12 protein-coding genes and 1 pseudogene are annotated in these 23,287 nt (G+C 41.0%); 1 reads left to right on the top strand and 12 read right to left on the bottom strand.

Annotated features, from left to right (window positions below; all coding sequences use genetic code 11):
• Window positions 1-173: 173 nt before the first annotated feature.
• From cysC to AACS98_RS17465, 6 genes are all read right to left on the bottom strand, one after another.
• Window positions 174-749 (bottom strand): adenylyl-sulfate kinase, encoded by a 576-nt coding sequence (gene cysC / locus AACS98_RS17490; protein ID WP_066382383.1) that lies wholly within the window; start codon window positions 747-749, stop codon window positions 174-176.
• 21 nt (window positions 750-770) lie between these two features.
• A complete protein-coding gene (locus AACS98_RS17485) occupies window positions 771-1,151 on the bottom strand; it encodes a nuclear transport factor 2 family protein (RefSeq protein ID WP_066382135.1) in 381 nt (126 codons plus the stop codon).
• 114 nt (window positions 1,152-1,265) lie between these two features.
• Window positions 1,266-1,928 (bottom strand): hypothetical protein, encoded by a 663-nt coding sequence (locus AACS98_RS17480; protein WP_066382133.1) that lies wholly within the window; start codon window positions 1,926-1,928, stop codon window positions 1,266-1,268.
• Between the two features lie 252 nt (window positions 1,929-2,180).
• Window positions 2,181-10,799, bottom strand: a complete 8,619-nt coding sequence (locus tag AACS98_RS17475; protein WP_066382131.1) for a non-ribosomal peptide synthetase — start codon at window positions 10,797-10,799, stop codon at window positions 2,181-2,183.
• Window positions 10,800-12,254: 1,455 nt separating this feature from the next.
• A complete protein-coding gene (locus AACS98_RS17470; RefSeq protein WP_066382130.1) occupies window positions 12,255-15,014 on the bottom strand; it encodes a GAF domain-containing sensor histidine kinase in 2,760 nt (919 codons plus the stop codon).
• 1,091 nt (window positions 15,015-16,105) lie between these two features.
• A complete protein-coding gene (locus AACS98_RS17465) occupies window positions 16,106-16,597 on the bottom strand; it encodes an NADAR family protein (protein ID WP_066382129.1) in 492 nt (163 codons plus the stop codon).
• Window positions 16,598-16,770: 173 nt separating this feature from the next.
• On the opposite strand from AACS98_RS17465, the pseudogene AACS98_RS23645 reads away from it, so the two are divergent.
• Window positions 16,771-16,902, top strand: a pseudogene (locus AACS98_RS23645) (DUF2243 domain-containing protein); the annotation flags it as partial.
• Between the two features lie 70 nt (window positions 16,903-16,972).
• Here AACS98_RS23645 and AACS98_RS17460 read toward each other — a convergent pair.
• The 6 genes from AACS98_RS17460 to AACS98_RS17435 form a co-directional block, all read right to left on the bottom strand.
• Complete coding sequence (locus tag AACS98_RS17460) at window positions 16,973-17,761, bottom strand: ADP-ribosylglycohydrolase family protein (protein WP_066382128.1); 789 nt, start codon at window positions 17,759-17,761, stop codon at window positions 16,973-16,975.
• Between the two features lie 366 nt (window positions 17,762-18,127).
• Window positions 18,128-19,483 (bottom strand): (Fe-S)-binding protein, encoded by a 1,356-nt coding sequence (locus tag AACS98_RS17455; protein WP_066382126.1) that lies wholly within the window; start codon window positions 19,481-19,483, stop codon window positions 18,128-18,130.
• A gap of 39 nt (window positions 19,484-19,522) precedes the next feature.
• Window positions 19,523-20,788: an FAD-binding oxidoreductase gene (locus tag AACS98_RS17450; RefSeq protein WP_066382124.1), complete on the bottom strand. Its 1,266-nt coding sequence runs from the start codon at window positions 20,786-20,788 to the stop codon at window positions 19,523-19,525.
• A gap of 59 nt (window positions 20,789-20,847) precedes the next feature.
• Entirely contained in the window at window positions 20,848-21,261 is a 414-nt protein-coding gene (locus AACS98_RS17445) for a PIN domain-containing protein (protein WP_066382122.1), read from the bottom strand.
• Window positions 21,261-21,488 (bottom strand): hypothetical protein, encoded by a 228-nt coding sequence (locus tag AACS98_RS17440; protein WP_066382120.1) that lies wholly within the window; start codon window positions 21,486-21,488, stop codon window positions 21,261-21,263. The genes AACS98_RS17445 and AACS98_RS17440 overlap by 1 nt, the downstream gene beginning before the upstream one ends.
• A 291-nt stretch (window positions 21,489-21,779) precedes the next feature.
• On the bottom strand, window positions 21,780-23,198 hold the full coding sequence (locus tag AACS98_RS17435; protein WP_066382117.1) for a hypothetical protein: 1,419 nt from the start codon (window positions 23,196-23,198) through the stop codon (window positions 21,780-21,782).
• Window positions 23,199-23,287 lie beyond the last annotated feature (89 nt).

Below are 23,287 nucleotides of genomic sequence, written 5' to 3'. Positions count from 1 at the left end.
TCATTTATTCCCTGATTTTCATTTTATAACAAACTGGTTTTTTAAAGATGCTTAAAAAGTTTTTTTGTGTTACTTCGCCTACCGCAAGCGGTTCAGCTTGAGTGGATGAGAAAGCTTCAAATTATTTTGTTTGTTAATCACCTAGTGGTAAGGAATAGTGAGAAACTATCGTCTTACACTCGCAATGAGTTGTTATTTAATTGTGGCACTACTAAAGAATCAATGTAACCTAATTGTTCTAACTTGTTTAAAATTTTATTAGCACTTTCGGCAACACTTTCTTGATTAGTTTTGCATTCAATATCTGGTGTGAGAGGTATTTCGTATAAATCATCAATTCCGGTGAAGTTTTTGATTTCCCCGGCTCTAGCTTTTTTATACAAACCTTTCACATCTCGCTGTTCACAAACTTCTAAGGGTGCATTGACGTATACTTCAATAAAATCACCGATTTTTGCTTTCACTTCTTGGCGAACTGCTCGATATGGTGAGATGGCTGAAACCAGGACAATGACGTTATTTCTAGTTAACAGGTGAGCGACAAAACCAATGCGCCGAATATTTTCGTCCCTATCCTCCTTGCTGAAAGTTAAACCTTTACTTAAGTTTTGTCGGACTACATCGCCATCTAGCACTTCCAGTTTATAACCGTGCGATCGCAGTTCTGTTTCTAAATACTGACTGATGGTAGTTTTACCAGCACCACTCAAACCAGTTAACCAAATTGTCACACCACGTTGTTGTTTCACCACCCCACCTCTACAATTTTCCTAAACGGCTGGTCTAAAAAAGTGTGTTTTGCGAGTTTTAATCTTACCTTTCTCAAAAGAGTAGACATCAGCAAAAAGTTCATCTATTTGACAAGCTTCTTTGCTAACGCCCACAAATCTCCCCCAACAAGCTCCATAACTGCCATCAATTGTAACACGCTCGATGTAATGTTTACCTGATGCAATTACTCTTTCCATTTTATAAAACTTCAGCAAGCGTTCAATGCCAACAAAAGCATTGTAACCCGGACGCTCATAGATGATATTTTTATCAAAAATATTTGTGAGATTTTCCCATTGACAGGCATCAACAGCATGAAATAAATCAATTACTAATTCACTGTAATCTGTGAGGATTTGCGAGTTACCATTGAAATACATAATTACACTCCTGTTATGTATTTTGTTTCGCTGCTTCAATCAGTTGCTAATAACCAATACCGGATATTAATCAATAACTAGCAATTGGCTATTAGCCATAAGCAATATTTGATATTATTCTTCCAGAATTGGTTCAGGAATCACGGGTACTGGATGGTCAAGTCGATAGGCATTCCAAGGTTTGAGAAAAGCTTCTCGTCTCATTCCCGAAAACCTACTGATTTGTTTATGATATAGACTTTCGTAAAAATCTAACTCTTTCTTTAAGTAATAGGGAGCTTTTTCCCCATAAATTTTGACAAACATTCTATAAGTATTATAATGTTTAGCGGCCACATCCTCTGTATAAGACATCAAATCATCCTCGATGTCATTTAAAACTTCTAAAGGCCACATCAGTCTTAGTTCTTCATTTAACTCATCTTCTTGGTAATTTAAACCTAACATTTTCAGCAAAGTACAGTGCAGAATTCGATAGTCAGAAGAACGCAATTCTGCCGCCTGTTTAATCATGCCATGAGTCACATGAGAACTAGATAATAACTTTGTTTCTAATTCAAAATACTCGCCTAGCTTCTCCATATAAAATTCAACTTGGCAATGTTTGAGATTATATTCTTCCAAAACAGCTAGAATCATTTCCTGTTTTGCTTGCCAAGGGGAATTTTGCAGTTTTTCACAACCATCATGTTGGATTCTTTCTACTTCGTCATCAGTTTGATAAACCAGAGCTTCGATAAAACCTAAGATGGGATAAAACCGAAAGAAGTCATTCATTGAGAGATTATAAATTGGAAAATAATAAAGGATAAATTCTCTCAATACTCTGCTAGACCGCCGCATACTTTGATAAGAAATGCAGGAGATTTTGGAAGCGAGTTTATTAACTAAAACTCCTGAATCCCGCGTGGTTGTGAGTGTTGCTTTCGAGATTGTCATAAACAATGAATATTATTGGTATGGAAGAAGGAAAACAAGGGACAAAGTGATGACAAATCTTCTCTTAATAGAGATGAGTTGTGAACTACTTTATTCAATTTCTGCTAGCAGTTCATCCAAGGCTTCTTGACTCAAATTAACTTCGGGAAAATCTGAAGGTGTATAACCTCCTGCTTCTGTTGATAAACAGTGGTCAATAATTGCTTCTAGGGTTTTCACATAGTTGTTAGCCAAGTTTTCTACTGTAGACTGGTGATGGAAAGCCGAGCTATATTTCCACTCCAGTTGCAATCTGCCCTCAATCACTAATCCATTCACATTCAACAAATGGCGGCGTTGTCCTTTGGGAGAGTGAATAGAACCGCTAGATTCTTGAGCATATTTCCAACCCAGAGACGCTAGGTGTGTTTGGTCGAATTGACCTAAGTAGTTGAAGCTGACCTGAGCTTGGGGAAGTAGCCCAAGTTGCTGATTGATGGCTGCATCCCGGCTGAGATACCGCAGGATACCGTAGCCAATACCTCGGTTGGGGATGTGTCGCAGTTGCTCCTTGACTGACTTAAGAGCTTCTCCAGGGTGGTGAAGACCTGCTTTTAAGCAAACGGGAAAGATACTGGTAAACCAGCCGACTGTCCGGGACAAGTCTACATCTGTAAATAAGTCCTCCCGTCCGTGTCCTTCTAATTCAATCAGTAGAGAATCGTAGCCTGTCCATTGGGCAAAACTTTCTACTAATGCGGTCAATAGTACATCGTTAATTTGGGTGTTGTACGCGACCGGGACATCCTGTAGCAGAGCGCGAGTCTGTTCTATACTCAGGGATACAGAAACAGTGCGACTTGAGCCGACAGTGTTGGCTGATGCAGTAGCGGGAAAGTCTAAGGGTAAAGGAGCAACTGCGAACTGCATGGAGTCGAGCCAATAGTCTATTTCCCGGTGCAGTTCTGGATCTGCTGCATAATTCTGCAATCGAATTGCCCAATCTTTAAAGGATGTGGTTTTTGCAGGGAGTTGGATGTGATTTCCACTATCTAATTGTTTGTAGGCTTGAGATAAATCTTCTAGCAATATCCGCCAGGAAATCCCATCTACCGCTAGGTGATGGATGACAATTAGCAGCCGACTAGGAGAAGATTCGCCTAAGTTAAACAGCAGGACTCGCATGAGCGGCCCATCTGCTAAATTTAGCGATCGCTGGATTTCCTCTGCCTGACTCTCAATAGCTTTTGTTTGTGCTGCTGGAGCAAGATGGGATAAATCAGCGATCGCTAAGGATAGGTCATCGCACACATCACTGTTGTACTGCTGCCATTGCGTTGCTTGCTGCACATACCGCAGTCTTAAAGCATCGTGATGGTATAACAGCTTTTGTAATGCCTGTTCTAATAATTCCGGCTTGATATGGGGCGGAACTTCTAGCAGGACGGATTGGTTAAAGTGATGGGGTTCGGCTAAATTCCGCTCAAAGAACCAATGCTGAATCGGTGTTAAGGGAACATTGCCTGTAACTAAGCCTTGTTCTGCCTTTTGGGTGGTATTTGTCACCGCTACGGCAGCTAACTCAGCGATGGTTTGATGCTGAAATAGCTGTTTTGGAGTTAATTTTAATCCAGCTTGATTGGCTCTGGCGATAATTTGGATACCGATAATGGAATCGCCACCCAACTCAAAGAAGTTGTCATGAATGCAAACTTGTTTCAATAGTAAAACATCTTGCCAAATTTGCAACAGTATTTTTTCGTTATCGGTGCGGGGAGCAACCAAGCTATTGGAGTCATTCAACTCAAACTCTGGTACTGGTAAGGCACGACGGTCTACTTTACCATTGGGGGTAATTGGTAAAGCTGCCATCACTGTGAAGGATGCCGGCACCATATAATCAGGTAGCTTTTGCTTGAGGAAGGCTCGCAACTCGCTACTGGTGGGCTGTGTTCCTTCGGGGATCAAGTATGCTGCTAAACTCTTGCTCCCCGGTTTGTCTTCTCTGGCAATCACCACAGCATCCCGTACTTGGGGATGTTGAGTTAAAACCACCTCAATTTCCGCCAGTTCTATGCGGAAGCCCCGGATTTTTACTTGGTTGTCAATGCGACTGAAAAATTCTATATTCCCGTCGGGTAAATAACGTACTAAATCCCCAGTTTTATACAGGCGATCGCTCTCTGGATGTCCAAAGGGATTAGGTATAAATTTTTGCTGATTAAGTCCGGGACGATTCCAGTAACCCCTAGCTAAACCAGCACCACCCACACACATTTCACCCCAAACCCCGACGGGTACAGGTTGGAGATTCGAGTCTAAAATATATACCTGGGTATTACCAATCACACGCCCAATGGGAATTGACTTCTCAAGTTGAGTATCCGGCGTGACCGGGAAGCAAGTAGTAAATACTGTGTTTTCCGTAGGGCCGTAACCGTTGAGGAATTTACAATTTTTCAGTTCTTGCACAACTTTTTGAACGTGAGCTACAGATAATACATCACCACCGCTCATCAGTTGACGTACAGGTTGTAAATCTGACAACCTTTCATCTACCATCAGATGGAATAAGCTGGCTGTGAGCCATAAAATACTCACCTGATAGCGTTGAATAATTTCCCCTAACTCTTCTAAAGATGGCTTTTGACTTGGCATCAAGACAAGCTTTGCACCATTCAAAAGACAAGGCCAAATTTCTAAGGTGGAAGCATCAAAGGACAGGGGGCCAAGTTGCAAAAAGACTTCTTGGGGTGTTAATGACGCATAGTTTGTTCCCTTAGCCAAGCGGACAACATTTCTATGGATAATGCAAACACCTTTGGGGATGCCTGTAGAACCAGAGGTATACATGATGTGAGTCAGGTTGTCTGGTGTCACATCTGTTTTTAGGTTCTCTGGGCTGTATTGGCTGAAGATTTCCTGATCTGTGTCTAAACAAATCACCTTAGCTGAGTTGGGGGGTAATAATCCTCTCAACTGCTGTTGGATCAGTAGCACTGATACCCCTGTATCTTGGAACATATAAGCCAAGCGTTCTTGGGGATAGGCAGGATCAAAGGGAACATAAGCACCCCCGGCTTTGTTGATGGCTAGGATACCGATGATCATTTCTAGCGATCGCTCAACGCAAATCCCCACCAATACTTCTTTCTCAACTCCCAAGGTTTGTAAATAGTGCGCCAGTTGATTGGCGCGATCGTTCAATTCCCGATATGTTAAACACTCATCTTCATACACCACCGCTACAGCATCGGGTGTTTGTTCTACCTGTTCCTCAAATAGCTCATGAATACACTTGCTATCAGGATAAGGTATATGAGTATCATTCCATGCCACTAACAACTGATGAAGTTCGCCCTCAGTCAGCAATGGTAAAGTAGCTATCGATTGCTGTGGGTTGGCGACAATTCCCGCTAATAATGTTTGGAAATGACCGCTCATTCGAGCAATTCTGTCTTCGTCAAACAAATCGGTGTTGTATTGCCAAAACCCTTGTAAGCAGTTGCCTTGTTCCCACATTTGTAATGTCAGGTCAACCTTGGCATTAACATTATCTAGATGTAGAGGATTAACAGCTAACTCAGGCGTGTCTAACTGTTCCATTGGCGCATTCTGCAATGCAAACATCACCTGGAATAAGGGACTGTGGCTGAGACTGCGCTCTATTTGTAAAGCTTCGACAATCTGCTCAAAGGGTACGTCTTGGTTAGCGTAGGCATCCATAGAGGTAGAACGTACTTGAGTCAGTAGTTCTGAGAAACTGGGATTGCCTTCTAGGCGAGTTCGCATCACCAAGGTATTGACAAAAAAGCCAATTAACCCTTCTATATCTTGTTGATTGCGGCTAGCGATGGGTGTCCCTAACAGTATGTCTGTCTGTCCACTGTAACGGCACAACAGGGTAGCATAAGCCGCCATCAAGGTCATAAATAGGGTAGTTCCTGACTTTTGGCTGAGTTCTTTTAGGGATGCTGTTAGTGTTGCATCTATCTGGAAGGAAAAACACCAACCCCGGAAAGTCTGCACGGAGGGACGCGGCCTGTCTGTCGGTAGTTCTAAAAGTGGTGGTGCGTCGGCTAACTGTTGCTTCCAGTAATTGACTTGGGTTTGTAATGCTTCACCTTGCAACCATTGACGCTGCCAAATCGTAAAGTCGGCGTATTGAATCGGTAACTCTGGCAGGGGAGAAGCATCACCCACTAAGAAACTGCGATACAAACTTGATAGTTCTTTGATGAATACTCCCATTGACCAACCATCACCGATGATGTGGTGCATGGTCAATAATAAAGCATAGGATTCTGGCTCTAGTTGGACTAAGGTAACTCGCAGTAAAAGTCCTTTGGTGAGGTCAAAGGGTTGTAGTTGATCTTGGGTGGCTACCAGTTGCAGTTGTTCTAACTGTGCTTGTCCTGAGAATTTCTGCAAGTCCACTACCGCAAGTTTTATAGTTGCCTGGGGAGCAATTACTTGTGCAGGTGTACCTGCTACAGAACTAAAGGTAGTGCGTAAAATTTCGTGACGGCGGATAATCTCGTTGAGGCTACTTTCTAAAACTGCTATATTTAAGCGTCCATTCAAACGAACCGCTTTAAACATATTGTAGAAAGGGTTGTCAGGCTCTAATTGAGCTAAAACCCATAACCTCTGTTGGGCGAAGGAAAGAGGAAATTCTTGATATTCTGTGGTACTTCCCCGACTGACTGGCGGAATCACAAGGTTATTTCTTTGATTATCTGTTCCCTCTTCCCTTTGATATCCCAAAGACTCTGCTACTTGCCAAGCTATATTACTTAAAAAGTCAGTCTTGTAATACTGCTTCCAACTCTCGGCGGTGTCGGGATTAATGCTTTGATGTTGGTGAAATTTCACATCTCCCACCATTCTCGACTGGGCGTAAATACCATCAGTCATGCGCTGCTTTTTCTCTTTGTATGGTTGCAGCATCTCAGGATGGAAGTCTACCCCTAAAAATTGGCAGAGTCTTTCTACAGTAGTCTGTGGTTGATTAACTATGTCTTCAAATTTGAGTTGATACTGTCTTTCTGGTGGAATTTCTTGCAGGAATTGCAGAATATTTTGATGGCTAATTAACCATACTAATTCAGCGAGTTGTCGTCTATTGAAAGGATGTTGATAGGGAAATGTTTGTTCTACTCTGGCTTCTTCATAAGAGCGCATCGTTGCTAATGGATGGCGCACTAAATGAATGTAGAGTGGGTTTTGGAAGTTGATTTCTGCTCGTTTAAGGGTTTCTAAATCTATGGAATAGGAGGGGGTTTTGTCTACTAAGATTTTATCGCCTAGCCATTGCTGGATCAGGTGGTAAAATTGCTTGGTGGTGAGATTTTGGGCTTCCAATTCCTCCATTAGTGCGATCGCTTCTTCTGGACTACACCCTTTAATTTGCATGATGGTGCGAATTGTCCCTTCTGCCCAAAAGCTATAACGTCCAGAAAATGCGGCTTTTCTGTCTGCAAGGGTATTAAATGTCAGCAGTTCCAATTCTGGCGGTGCAAACAGTTGCGGATTTCCCCCCAGGATGACGCGCAGTAAGGTTGAGCCGCTACGATGAGGCGAAAGGATAAAGATGGCGGGTGGGTTTTTCTCTGTGTCTTTGTCTATTGGGGGAGCAATGGCGGGTATCAAGGAACGCATTTGTAAAACTTTTGTTTCATCGATGCGTTCTTGTGGTATGTCAATAATTGCTGTGGTTTGTTTACCTAAGAGTTTGGCTGCTGTCTGTGGGTAGTTTTCTTCTATGTATGCTGCTAGATTTGCTACTGTTTTAGTATCAAATAGAACAACGAAGTGAATGATTTCGTTTAATTGGGCTTGCAGTTTATTAATCAGAATCGCTCCCCGAATGGAGTCGCCGCCTAGCTCAAAGAAGTTATCATTGATACCTACTTTATCAAGTTTGAGGATTTCTGCAAATAGGTTGGCGATCGCTTTTTCTATGGGTGTGCGAGGTGCAATAAATTCTATCTCTAGCTGGGGTCTTTGGCGTTGTTGTCGGGATGCTATCTCTTTTTGGATGAGTTCGGGGGTGTAGAGATTTCGGGCTATGCGTTGATAGAAGTCGGGAGAAATTTCACGCAGAGGCGCAGAGGCGAGCCAGTGCGTTGGGCGGCTCCGCCGACTTAAAGCAACTGGCGTGCGGAGAGTTTGAGAAGAGTTTGCTGGTTGTTTAACTGGGGTGTTGGTTGTGGGGGTAAAGTTGATTTGAGATGCTGTCTCAGAGGGAAACTGGAATAACCAACTATGCTCTTTTTCTTGTTGGAATTCTCTACCGACGCTAGTCAGAAAGTCCCAGGCTGGTTGATTCTTTTGTGTGGGTGTGTATGAAACTTTGAGTTGGCTTAGTCTTTTTTGTTGTGCGAGGTTTCCTAGATAAGCCAGCATTTGATGTTCTACACCACGCCCCAATACTCGACAACTTAGTAAAAATGTGTCTACGACTAGGCTCGTTTCTGCTGTTGCAAATAACATTAAACCTACTAAGCCATAATCACCGAAGCGGTCTTTAACTTTGACTACTCGACAGTCTAAGCTTCCTGATGTCAGTAGTTGTTGAATTTCTGTCTCAGACCGTCTGATTGTTGTCAGGTTAAACTGATTGGTGCGTTGAGTTAGTTGAGCAACCCTTGTCAGTTGCTCGTTTTGCATGGGGGAAATTTCAATTTCTAAGTTGAGTTGGGCAAGGAAATCAGCAAAGGAAAGCGAATCTTGTTGTAAGCGTTGGCGTTGGATGTTTTGTTGATAGAGGTTAGTTCTTTGTTGGTCTTCTTGAGTGGTTTGCAGTTGGTCGAAAGCCCATGTATGTTGTAAGAATTGGGGGATGCGATCGCTTTGTTGGGGAAGTTGTAGAGTCAAGATTTCTGGACAGTTGGCTCTCACTTCTGCACATTCAACTGGGTTGTCATCTATGAAAATGAAGCTGTCTAAACTCAGTTGCAATTCGTTAGCTAAATGTTTCAGATTCTCTGATTTCGATTGCCAATTAATCCGCCAATTCACGAGATGATGGCGTTGCAGTACCATATCTGGATGTTGCTCGAAGACTGCAAAGACATCTTCTTCTTGGTTCTTACTGCACAAACAAATTAGTTTGCCGGTTGCTTGCTGCTCTAGGATAAATTGTTGTAGGTTTCTAAATGGTGGCTCGATTTTGACTCCTGCAACTCCATCTTCTCCACAAACACCACTCCATAAGGTATTGTCACAGTCAAGGGCAATTACTTTGTAGGGACTGCTGTTCAATGCCAATATCTTCCGCGCTAGCATTGTCCCCAAGGCGCAGAAAAAGGTTGGTGTGTAGGGGATGTGTCCGAGTTCGTCGCCGTAGGGATCGTAGTAATTCTCTACTGGGTAAATACTGCTCAATTCTTGACTCTTGATCAGATACATCCCGCTAACATCTTTGAGTTCTGCTGATAACAGTTCTTGCATTCTCTCATATATACTGTTAGTTGCTGCATCATTATTTGCAGATGGAGGACATATACAAATCAAATGGGGAATTGGCGATCGCGTTGCGGCTGTTTTTAATGCGCTACTAAAATCCTGAACGGTTTTCTCTAATTGGGCTGTGTTTTTAGCAACTTGTTGTAATTCTGAGTGCTGGTTTTGGTTGTGGCGTGTCGCATAAATATTAAAGAGTCCCGAACCGTGTAGGAGAGACTCTTCATCAACAACATATTTAAAGCCTTTTTCGGTCAGCAAGTGCAGAACTTGCCGAATGGTGCTACCTTCTTGATCATGCACCTCCATCACAATCTGCTTAATCAAAGGCCAGTGATGCTCTTTTATCCCTTGGAGAATGGCTAACTCGCTTTTCTCTGCATCGAGTTTGAGTAAATCAATCTTAGCAATCTGATACTCTTCAATAATTTCGGAAAGACTCCGCAGTTGAGCCTGATAGGTTTCTCGCTCTAGTCTATCTTGGAGGAATTGATCAGCTAGACGTTCTAATGAGTCTGCATCCAGAGAGTTATCCCGTTGCAGCATATTGATAATGACTGAGCGAATAGCTTTTTCATCTTGCTCTGCATCAGCCGCGAAACTGGAGAAGACTGAGGAACGAGGGTAAAATGTGAAGGTTTCTTGTCTAGATTCACCACCTAAGCCGCAGTTAAATAGATGGGCATTTTGACAGTAAAGCTGGGCGTTTGTCTGTAATTTATCAAAAGCGTGGGGTGCAGGTTCAAAGGCGTAAATACTGCCTTTGGGGGCTTTTTGCTGGGCAAATAAGGTAAATAAACCAATGTTTGCACCCACATCAATAATACAGTCGTCTTCATTAAAGACTATGCCATGCTTGAGATAGACGCGATCTACGAAGATTTCTTGGTATAAATATTCGGTTTCGTATTGGTTGAGGTGCGCGATTTCTATGTGATTTGGTAGGATGTGACGTAGGCGATCGCCCAAAATTTCTGCTTTGAGAGTATCATCAACTACCAGATGTAGACGATATTTATTTGCTTCCCAATCCTCAAACCTCACCAGAACTACATTAACGCCATCGTGATTACTAGCCAAGCGGCTGGCTGGATTCAGCAGTTCTTGAAATACCTGGTTGTAAGGAGAAAACTCTATGGCATAAGGTAGCCCTATCTCTTGAAGCCAATAAGCTAAGGAATCTTCTATTAATTCACTTGTAAATGTTGCCGCAATAATAATTTTCTGGTGATCAATTTGGTTGAATAAATCTAATCCAGACATAAAACTGATTGTTAAAATTTTGTTATGTGCGTATTAAATTCTGCAAGAATCAGCAGACAGAAAATTCAGAAAATTTGAAATTTAAAGTCGAATAAAGCAATCTATGTCTTGTGATATATGACAGTTTATTTATCCATCTGGTTTGATAGGTAAATACAATAGACAACATCAGGTATTTTCAGGCATTGCCGAAAATACTCGCAGCAGCTTTGGGCTTGACTTTCAACCAAAGTAAGCTGACCAATCACAAAAGTTAATGAAGAAAATTGTGATTCCACAATTTCCAGCTTGCTGGCAGTCTTCACCTCTCAGGTATCAATAGTATCAGATTAGGTTAGTTTTACAGATTTGATTTACTTAATTAAACATTAAATTTTTATACATACTACTATTTGACGCTTATTGAACAAATACATAATCTCAGCTTTGTCAATAAAACGCAATAGCACTTAACTGTACTTTAGCTTCAAGAACAGCGAGAATTAAGGGGCTTGTATCCTTTTTTCGCAGGCTCATTCTTCTCCCTGTACCCTGCCGTTGGCGCAGCCTTTGCTACGCAACGCTACCGCGAACCCGTAGGGTAGGGGTTTAGGGAACACCACAAAATAAATTATCCCTATCGACTGTTAGTAGTTAGTAGTAGTTAGTAGGGTGCGTCAGGATAAATATTTTCTTGGTATGGCTAGGGTTTCTCCCACTGACGCACCCTAGTCTTAGTAGTTAGTAGGGTGCGTCAGGATGAATATTTTCTTGGTATGGCTAGGGTTTCTCCTACTGACGCACCCTACATTTTAGATATTTTTTGATCTGGAAGTCCCTGAGAAAACTTCAGGTTGAACCCTGGATTTAAACGTTTGTAACAGGTTATCAAGCGCAAAATAGCTTTATATTATAGTCTAAACGTTGGCTTATGCAAAGTAATTGTAAAGTTTTTAACCTCTAGCGCACCAGACTAATGTCGCAGTTGCCTAAGTTTGAGTAGAACACATAACACAACAACACCCAACATCTACTCGTTGTTTTGATTTCCTCTCCTTGTTCATGTTACTCAGGGATATAATCAGTTTCATTATCTGAAATCAGAATGAAAAACAGTTACATTGCCCTCATTTTTGGCTACTTGAGGAAATATCAACTTTCGCGTTGGGTGTTGTCGGTTGTTGACGAGACAGACATCAAATTAAACAGCGTTTTTTACCTCTTTTACTAACTACACTCTAGCTGTTACATCTGCCAGGGAAGCCTTGTGGCTTCAATTAATAGATTAGCACTTCTAGATTAGTATGGTAGTGTTTGCAAATAAACTTTACTTTGTCATAATGGCAATTTATCTCAAAGCCTGAATATAGCTAAGTTTAAGCCAGAAAAAATATTTCAAACTTAGATAATCAGTTGCAAGTAAACGCTCATATATTTTGAAGTTTTGAAAATTATAGCTATGTGTTGCCTATGGTCTCACGATTTCAGAGCAGGTTTGTTGGCTATGCTGCTGTTATGGGCGTTATCTAGGGGTTTAACAGGGATTTCAATCCAAAATTCTGTACCCTGACCGATTTCTGAGACACACTCTAAAACTCCGCCGTGTTTTTCTACCACAATTTGGTAGCTGATTGCTAAACCTAATCCTGTCCCTTTTCCTACTGACTTAGTAGTGAAAAATGGGTCAAATATGCGCTTTTTCACTTCCGGCGACATTCCTGGGCCATTGTCAGCAATGCGGATCAAAATCCGAGATTGATTTGGATCAAATTGGGTAGTAATGTTAATTTGCGATTTAATAGACTGGTTTTGTGTTGAATGCTCCTCTAGGGCATCAATGGCATTAGCCAGTACATTCATAAATACTTGATTCATCTGTCCGGCATAGCATTCTATCAATGGTAATTCGCCATAATTTTTCATAATTTCAATGCCAGCAAAATGAGCATTTGCTTTGAGTCGATGTTGCAAAATCAATAAAGTGTTATTGATACCTTCATGGATGTCAACATACTTATTTTCTGCTTCATCTAGACGGGAGAAATTGCGTAATGACAAAACTAAAGAACGGATGCGATCTGCACCTACCTGCATAGAAGAGATAATTTTGGGTAAGTCTTCGATGACAAAATCTAAGTCTAATTCTTCTAAGGCTTGGGAAATTTCACGGTGGGGCTGAGGATGGTATTTTTGATAAAGTGTTAAAATTTGCAATAATTCTTGAGTATATTCGCTGGCGTGGCTGAGATTACCATAGATAAAGTTGACAGGGTTGTTAATTTCGTGGGCTATCCCTGCTACTAACTGTCCCAAGCTGGACATTTTTTCATTTTGAATCAATTTGGTTTGGGTGTCTTGCAGTTGTAGCAAAGCTTGTTCTAATTGGGTGGCTTTGGCGGTGGCTTCTGCTTGTGCGCGACAACTGTGTTCATATAGTTGTGCTTGATAAATGGCGATCGCTGCTTGATCTGCTAGTTGTTGTAACAAATCTATCTCCGCATCTTGCCAATGTCTCGGTGCATCGCACTGGTGAGCAATCAGTAAACCCCAGAGTTGCTGACTCATCTTAATGGGTACAATCAAGTTAGCTTGTACTTGTAAGCTCTGTAAAAATTCTTGATGACAAGCACTGATAGAATCAGTAGCTACATTGTCTATGGCTCTGACTCTACCTCGAAAGTAAAGACTGGTGTATTCATCAGGAAAGCATCCCAAAGGCAATTTTAAGCCTAAAACTGACACCCAATTCCCATTTAGCTCTTCGACAACTACCTCACCCTCAGACTCGCTCAAGAGTTGGTAAATCACTACTCTGTCGGAATTTAATAAAGAGCGCACTTCCCTGACAATGGTTTGTAGAGTAGTTGCCAAATCCAAGCTACTACGCATCTGCTCGGTGACTTGCTTGAGTACCTTGGTAATCAGGTAGGATTTTTCTAACTCGGTGGTTTGTTCTTTTACCTGACGTTCTAAGTCAGCGTTGAGTGCTTGGATTTGTTGGTTAGTTTGTCGCTGTTGAATGGCGATCGCAAAATCATATCCTAAAGCTTGCGCTAAAGAAACATCTTCCTGAGTCCATTGGGGTGCTTGTCCTTTTTTCTGTTCGCGCCACACTTCAAAGGAAAGTCGCGGTAGCTGTTGTCGTTGATTTTCCTCACATTTTCCCGCCCAGAGAATTTCTGTGTCAAATTCCGGGCGTAAAATCGTGATCACTCCGATCAACTCTTGGCGATAATGTAGGGGCATCACCAACATTCCCCGAATCCGAGTAGACTGAAACGCAAAAGCTAACACCCGCAACCGAGGTTCTTTGTAAATATCAGCAATTGCCCAAACTTCACCCGGTTTCGATTCAGCCATCCAGTTACGCCATACGGGATGTTCTTCCATCACACTACTTGCTGATGCTTCTGTTATCTGTGGCTGCTCACCCCATGTATACATTTCTTGACTTTTATGCAGATACAGTCTGCCACTGATACCATTTAAAGCTTTAATCGTGACTTCTAAAGCTGGTAGTAATTTGATGTGAGATTGCTTATGCAGCAGGGTTGTGACTTGGTTAATAATCACTTCGCGTTGTTGCTGGGCGCGAGTTGCTGTGAGGAGATTGTTGTGAGTGATTGCGATCGCTAGTTGCTCACTGACTTGTTGAACGATTTTCAGTTCCCGTTTTAAAATCGTGCGTGGTTGACTGTGGTGTGACACCAACAATCCCCATAATTCCGACTGACTTGATGGTTCTGGCAAATCACACAAGACAATCGGCACTACCAACGAAGACTTCACACCCATTGCTTGTAAATATTGCAGATGACAAGCGTCTACTTGTCTATAGTAGATATTGTTATTTAATAAAGGTTGTGCTGTGGTAGGTGATTGTACTGAGGATAGCCCAATTTGTCCACTCGCCACATCCACAATTGAGCGTTGACGCGCCAAGAGAAACATTTCTCTGGCTTCGGCGGGGATATCATCGACGGGAAACCGTAAACCCAATAGCGATGGTAGACGCTGTTGATGAATCGATTCTGCAATTACTTCACCACTACCATCCGTATCAAACCGATACACCATGACTCGGTCTGTGGCTAAAAAGCTGCGGATTTCCGCAACTGTAGCTGTTAAAATATCTGGAAGTTCGAGCGATCGCCTCATCCGATTAGTGATTCGATGCCATAAACTGTCTTGCTCGAAAGCTGGTGGCAAACTACCTGAGTTATCCGTAAATGTCATTACCTAGCACACCTAAACAAGTTTAAATTTTTTCTTTGACCTGATTACTACACAGATAATTTTAAAATTTATTAAGAATTCTTTTAATTTTATCTGCTGCATTATTTATATGAATTCCGTGAAATTATCTAAATTAGATACTTGAAAATATTTCAGCATGAAAGAAAAATCAAGTTATAAGGCTCGCCATTATACCAATTTTCTCAAATCAAGCAACTGATCCAAATCACAACAGCTAAATTACATCTGACTGCCTGAATTGTGAATTTTGAATTGCTATGACTTATCAGTTCTAAAAAATTGACCAATCTTTGATGTAATCTCCTCTAGGCTAGTTCCCAGCTTGAACAAATTTGTATTTTGTCTCAGTATTGATCAAGCTGAAATCAATCTTGAGATAGATTTCATCAAATTAAAAAATGCTGTGAATAGTTGTGGTTAACTATGTACACTAAGCAGATAAAAAAGTTATGCAGGTGAGATGTTAGGGAACTCCAAAAAAATAAATTATCCTGCTGAAAGTTGCTGACAGTTCACTGTTAACTGTTAAATGATGGGAGATTTTTGACTTGGAAGTACCTGGAAATATTTCATACTCCCTATCAAAACATAGTGGGAGTGTGAAAACCCCTACTCTTTAGAGAGGGGATGTAGCTTGCTTCCCCGCAGGGGTAACACGACTCAACAGGTTAAAACCTGTTGTTTTAAGACGAGACTTCTGGTAAATTTTTACTGATGATGTTGGTGAAAAACCCATAACAAAAAGCATCATAAGTTGACCAAAAGTAACCGTACAGCCAAGCAATTGGTCGAGGCGGGTAGGACTGTTTGAGCCAGTCAAAGCCCCTTTGGGGCAGAACAAACATTGCGTAGTCTGCTTATAGCAGGCGTAGCAATATCAGTTCAGAATCCTGGTTTTTCAAAGCCAGGAGAGTTCAATCCCACTGCATCAGCAATCAAACTTATCAGCCTTCAGGTAGGGAACAGGGAACAGGTAACAAATTTACTGTTGTCTGTTAGCTGTTTTGGTGATTAACCAATTGATATGAGTCATCTATATCCAGGGACAATTAGAAAATTAACAACTAACCTTAGCCTTTATTTTCCTGACACTCACAGGAAAATACTGTCAGTTCCTGTAACTTGCGGATATCTTCACGTACACCCATGAGGATTTTACCGAGATGGTTTTGTCCGGTTTGCTCTGCACCACAACCCCAAAAATAATCAGTAGGTGAATTCTCTACTAAAACCTCATCCCCGGTACTCAAAAGAATTTCTTTGATATCAGGATGAGTCATAAACTTTTGCCATACAGCAGTTTGCATAACTGGAATTTTGACTAAATCCCAATCTGCGCGCAGTCGGCGACTGCTACAACGTCCCAAAGCCGCAGCTTCTTCTGGGGTTTTAGCTGCCCGGATTAGGGGTATGATCATAGCATCTGCGCTACCGACAAACTTTTGTGCTTGATAGTAATGCTCTACCGTTGACCAGTAAGTACCCTGAATTTCAATGTGATGGGGGGAAAAATTAGAAAAACAACCGTAAGGCTGCCAAAGTTTATAAAAGTAAATGGTCATGTGAAATTTCTCTGTTATATTATATCTCAATTTCCATAATGCCTGTAAATGTCAGTAGTCAGCGATCCACTGAGGATTGAGAACTACTACTGATCTTCAGACAGAAGATATTACTAACAGAATAATTTTATCTTGATGAGGAAACTGTCTGTAGGGTTAATCAACGGTGGAAAATGACAGCTAGTAGTTCGGTTTTGCGTGAACGTCTACCATTGATTACTGGTGGGATTTTTTGAGGTTTAGAGTTGGGTGGCTTTGTAGATGGTATCCTGCTGCATCAAATTCTCCAATGGCATCAGCAGATATTGCCTAGTGTAGCTTTAGCTCACGTAGCAATATCAGTTGGGAATCCTGGTTTTTCAAAGCCAGGAGAGTTCAAGCACAATACCTATACATAAACTTTTCGGTGATTGTGCATAGATGCTCATCCAGATGAGATAAAGTATGATCAGCGATCGCCTTGGGGACACTGCCATAATATGCTTGAGCTATACCCCCAGCAATACAAGCAATAGTGTCACTATCACCACCCAGAGAGACAGCATTACGAATGGCATCCTCAAAGTTAGTTGATTCTAAAAAAGCGATAATTGCTTGAGGAACAGAACCCTGACAGGTAGCATTATATTGATATGTTGGTCGAATGTCGTCTAGAGAGCGTTCCAGGTCATAACCAAAGGTATTCTGAATGTAGGACTGAATTTTTGCCTTATCATAACCTGTACGTGCCAGAAAAATGGCGGTAGCGGTAGCTTGCGCGCCTTTTATCCCTTCAGGATGATTATGAGTCACTTCTGCACTGCGTTGGGCTAATGTTAACACAGTCTCTAAATCATCGAAAGCAAAACCGATGGGACTAACACGCATAGCTGCACCATTGCCAAAACTATTGTATGGTTGACGACTGTGAGATTTAGCCCAATTGCTAAAGTTGCGCCCATACCCAGCATACAAATAGCAACTATAGTACCACTTAAATTGGTCAATGAACTTACCACTTGCGGGCAATGGCTCTGTGTGCAGAATCACATCTGCTACCGCTACTGTTAACACTGTGTCATCAGTAAAGCGGCTTTGCCTATCAAACAGGGGGAAATTTTTCGATTTGATACTTTTACCTTCATAGACTGAACCAATGATGTCACCTGCGATCGCACCCAGCATAATCTTTAATTGTGTTATAATACGAAGTGAGTTTTTGCCAACGGACTACAGCGTTATAGCCTGATACACTTCAAGCGATCGCTTGCTCTTGTCTAGAAGCAAACTACCCGCCTGAATCGGTGTACTATAGATTCCTCCTGGCAACTCACCCAGTTGATAATCAGAATTACTTTATCATCATCTTTTCAGCCTAAAATCGCCCCATCTAGAAGATTTACCTAGGCTTAACAGAAAGCATCCCAATTTTAAACACCAAACACAAAACAAACCTTCAACCTCTGCGAACCTCCGCGTGAACTCTGCGAACCTCTGCGTTAAAAAATCAAACCCCCAAGCTTTCCAACCAGGGGGCTAATATCAACCTATTTACCTCTTCAACCGCAAACCCCGAATCGAATAATCCAACAACTCCATCGGGTGCATTACAGAAACTACCTTACCTTGCAATTGTAAATGCTTAGTAATTTGCAAAGCACAACCAGGATTAGGAGAAGCAATCAACTCAGCACCAGTATTCAGCAAATTCTGTACCTTTTGCCGACCTAATTCTTCAGCCACCTCTGGCTGTAGCATATTATAAACCCCCGCACTACCACAACACAAAGCAGCATCTAAAGGTTCTTTTAAACTCACCCCTGGAATTTGTCTTAATAACTGTCGTGGTTGCACACTAATCTTCTGACCATGCAACAAATGACAAGCGTCTTGATAAACTAAATTCACAGGTTTATCAGTCACAGGTGAAAGTTTCGCCGTTAACCCCACCGTAGCTAAAAACTCCTGAGCATCTTTAACTTTAGCCGCAAAAGCTTCAGCCTTCTCTCGATATTCTGGGTCATCTGCTAAGATGTGACCGTATTCTTTCAACGTATGACCACAACCAGCCGCATTGATAATTACATAATCTACACCAGTATCAGCAAAGCTGTCAATCATCTGTCTAGCTAAAGCTTTTGCCTGTTCTGTTTGTCCTTGGTGTTCAGGTAATGCTGCACAACAACCTTGAGATTTAGGGATAACAACTTCACAACCATTCGCCGTGAGAACTCTCACCGTAGCTTCATTGACAGGGGAGAAAAACAAGCGTTGCACACAACCCAAAATTACCCCGACACGATAGCGTTTTTTACCCTGTGCGGGGATGACAGTAGGTAAATTATCTTGAAAAGATTTGATGGTAATTTCTGGGAGAATTGACTCCATTGCTGCCAAACGTGGCGAGATTTTTTTAATTAAACCTGTAGCACGTACAAGTTTAGAAACCCCCGACTTTTGATAAACAAACAACGGAATTAGTAAGATGCGTAAAATATCCGGGTTGGGGAATAAAGAAAATATCAGTTGACGGATTAATTTATCAGAAAAACTGCGGTTATAATTTCGTTCAACTTGGTGACGAGTAGCTGAAATAAGTTTATCATACTGCACACCTGAAGGGCAAGTTGATACACAAGCTAAACAGCCTAAACAAGAGTCAAAATGTTGAACTGTTGCGGTATTTAAAGCAATTTCCCCTTCATTAATTGCATCCATTAAATAGATACGTCCTCTAGGGGAATCCATTTCTTTACCTATTACCCGATAACTGGGACAAGTGGAAAGACAAAAGCCACAATGTACACAACTATCAATTAATTTCGGATCTGGGGGATGATTTGGATCAAACCCGGTTAAATTTTTCAAACTGGCAGTATTATTAGTAGAATTATTGGAAACTTGCATTTTTATTCTTCCCCTCTCTGTGTCTTTGTGGTTACTTGTTTAAATCCCACCAACAAACCGACCAGGACTTAAAATATTTTTGCTATCAAACTGTTGTTTAAGGCGGCGCATTAATGTTAAAGCATTACCTGTGTATCCCCACACATCTATTTGTCGTTTCACCGCCACAGGTGCTGTCATTACCGTTAAGAAACCGTGATGAGATTGACAAAGCGATCGCACTTTTAAAACCTGATTTTTATCATCAACCTGCACAACACCCAAACCACTGCTGAGATGCACCAGTCCAATTTCCACTACTTTCAACACCTCCACAGCAGCAGTTGGTAATATTCCTATTTTGCAGGTAATCGCCGACTCTGTGACAGGATGATGTATTTGTTCTGGCAATCTCTGCCATAGATAATCTTCATCTGCACCAGAATAGACTGCTGTTGTTAATCCTAACGTTTCTCCTAATTCTAAAACTCGATGAGATTGTTCTTTAACACTTTCGTTAATACTTTGGAAACGTGCAATTAATCCCAAACCTGCACCCAAACCTAAGCTAGATACTAATTGTCTAGATAATAAATCAGCTTGAGTGGGTGTCAAAGCCGAACCGCGTAAAGTATTAGCTGCTTGAGATATCGCCTCAGCGTCACCAGTTAACACCACAGTTCCCGATGCTTCCTGTTGGGGATACACCCGAAAAGTGACTTGGCTAATCATGCCTAATGTACCATAAGACCCGGTAAACAACTTCATCAAATCATAGCCAGCCACGTTTTTAACTACCCTGCCGCCAGCTTTGGCAATTTCACCATCAGCACGGATAAAGGTGATACCTAAAAGTTGATCGCGCACACTACCATAACGTTGTCGGAGGGAATTAGTATCAGCAGTGGCGACAATACCGCCAATGGTGGCTAAATCTGGTTTTGAGGGGTCTAGAGCCAGAAATTGCCGTGATTGTGCCAAAATCTGTTGAAGATGGGAAAATTTCATACCCGCTTCCACAGTGATAGTCAAATCACCTACAGCGTGTTCAATTAATTGATTGATGCGTTCTGTACTGACGACTACATCAATATCTTGAGGTAAACCACCCCAATTAAGTTTACTGCCACTACCGCAGGGAAGCACACGCCAGTTATGACTATAAGCCGTGGCGATAACTGCGGCTAATTCTGCTTGAGTTTGGGGATAGACAAGACAACTGGCGGGTTTTGTGCCAATCGGCTGTAAAATATGAGCATTGTCTTGTGGGTGTACGGTATTTTCTGCGCCAACGATAGATGCAAGAGTAGAAGCAATGGCTGTCATCAGTTTATTATTGAGTCCCTACATCTCATTTTCTGTGATGATGACACAAAATCGACAACCTAACCCAACTGCTGCAATAGCTGACGCACTGATAACACAGGTACTGGTGAACCCAAAAAGCCCTGTTGATCACGAGTAGCGATCGCGTCTAATCTTAGAGCTACTGCACAAGCAATTTGTACTGCATCTTCAAAGTCACTCAAGCCGGATGACAAAGCTGCTTCTAATATAGCTTGATTAACTGAGCAAATCACCATTACAGTTAGTGTAGTTGATATAGCTTGTCTAGCCAGTTCAACGTTGCGTGTTTGTCTACGGGCAATATAGAAAATATCAGTCACTGTTGTAGCACTAACGTATCCGATAACTTGACCAGAACCAATTTTGTTAAACAAAGCTTCTGCATCCTGGAAAAAAGGCTCTCGCTCTAGCAAATAATCTAAAACGATATTGGTATCAATCAACACTCTCACTAAAGATACTTCTCCACCCGACGTTCTTCTAGCATGGCTTCTACTTCTTCGTCAGTCGGTGCTGGCTGATTAGTTTTCAATAAACCTTTCATCTGCTGGATAATGCGTGTTCGGTCAGGATGTGGATTTGGAGGAGCTTGTAATGATTCAATGATATCATTGATCAGTTCTAGGCGGTCACTTACAGGCAGTTGACGCGCTTGCTGTTTGAGTTCTTGAAGAGACATAGATATTGACTCCACCATACGTCGGTTATTAAATTTTAATATGAGGATGGAGAAAAGATATTAGTAACGTGATCGTCTCGGTAACAATCTATTTTGAATCAATCACGTCAAAGCATCCAAGCTGGAAAATGGCTAACTACTGATGCGGTTTGGGATGCTGTAGAACAAAGTAGTGAAGATTCAGAAGGGTAATAGGTTGGCACGTAGTGCATTAAAGGTGTCGCCGTTTTAGTAACCAAGATTCATCCAGATATAATTACTTACGATGTTTACCATAAATCATCATAAAGTTTACCTGTTTTTGCGTCTTCTATAGTAGCCACTGACTGGGGTGCCATCTTTCCTCTGATAAGGTCTAACATACTCATAATCAGACTTATTAATTATTCTATGGTATTCTTCTGGAGAAATTCTTTTCCTAGTTTCTCTAATAGGCTGTTGTGCTGTTTTATCTATTGAAACATCAGGACGTAAAACCTTAATTTTTGTAGATTTTTTTATTTGCTCCTTTAATTTAGATATTTCATTTTTTTGTTGTTGATAATCTTGAGATAATACTTGGTATTGTTTTTGCAGTCTTGCTGCTTGGTAATTTAAACTATTCTTTTCCTGCTGCAAAGTTTCAATTTCAGATTCTTTTGTTTTCAGCTTGGTAGAAATATCTTGAATTATTTTACTCAACTCTTCTTTTTGTTTATTTAGTTGATATAATTGATTTTGCAGGTAATTTATTTGATATTTGTCTTTTTGATTTATAGCTGCTGAATTATCAATATCACTTTGTAATCTACTGATTAAATTTTGCAACTCGTATATTTGAGCCTGGTTTCTTTGAACTAACTCTACTAGCTCTAAGTTATTCTTTTTTATAGCAACTATATGAGCATCTTTATCTGATAGTGTATTCTGCAAATCAGAAATATTATTAGTAAGATTATAAATCTCATGAATACGCTTATTTAACTCGTTAGAATCTTTTTGCTTGCTTCTAAGTAAGCTGTTAAATTGCTCAGATAATAAATTTATTTGAGTGCGTAATTCATTCACCAGCTTTTGGTACGAGCTATCAGTTCTGTCCGTATCGGAGGTTAAAATTATTTTTGTTGATAAAATTTTGATTAAATCGTCGATTTTATAGGCAAGACGAAGACGATATGGACTAATTTGATTAGCGTATTGTGCTATTTCTAAAGCTAATCTTCCCGTTACTTCAGAAAGGATGAACTGTGATGGCGGCCTGCTTCGTGTAAATAAAACTAGGTTAGTTACAATCATTTCAAGTCTTTCATAATCCTTTTCAGCCTGACTAGCTAAAAGATAACGAGCAGAATCTTGTATTTTTTCTAAAATACGGTATCGCTGTGGTTTGCGAGGCTCTAATTCTTGTAAAATTTCACTTCTCTTATATTCTAAGGCTTCCAGAGTCCTTGCTATCTTTTCGTGATTTGCAGAAGAATTTTCCACAAGACGCTCTAGAACACCTTGATAAAGCCATGCTTGAGATTCTAGATTATTGAGCTTTTTAAGTTGTTGGTGATTTTCTAGCTGAGAAACTATATCTGTCCTTTGTAATTGAAGCTGTAAACTGTTAATTTGTGCTGCAACTGTACCTTTGAAACAAGCCAGCAATAATTCTAAGGCTTGAGCAAAAGGAAAGGAATAGTCAGCTAACCAGCCAAAAATAACCCAGAATAATAAAGAGCATAACAAGAATATGACTACTTTAATGTAGTTTAAAATTTTATAAAATAAATTCCTATTCTGCTCTATATCTGAGTTTTGAAGATCAAGGTAAATCT

Origin of the sequence: Anabaena sp. CA = ATCC 33047 (assembly GCF_963870205.1) — a bacterium.
Taxonomy (GTDB): domain Bacteria; phylum Cyanobacteriota; class Cyanobacteriia; order Cyanobacteriales; family Nostocaceae; genus Trichormus.
This window is presented reverse-complemented; position numbering and strand designations above follow the sequence as displayed.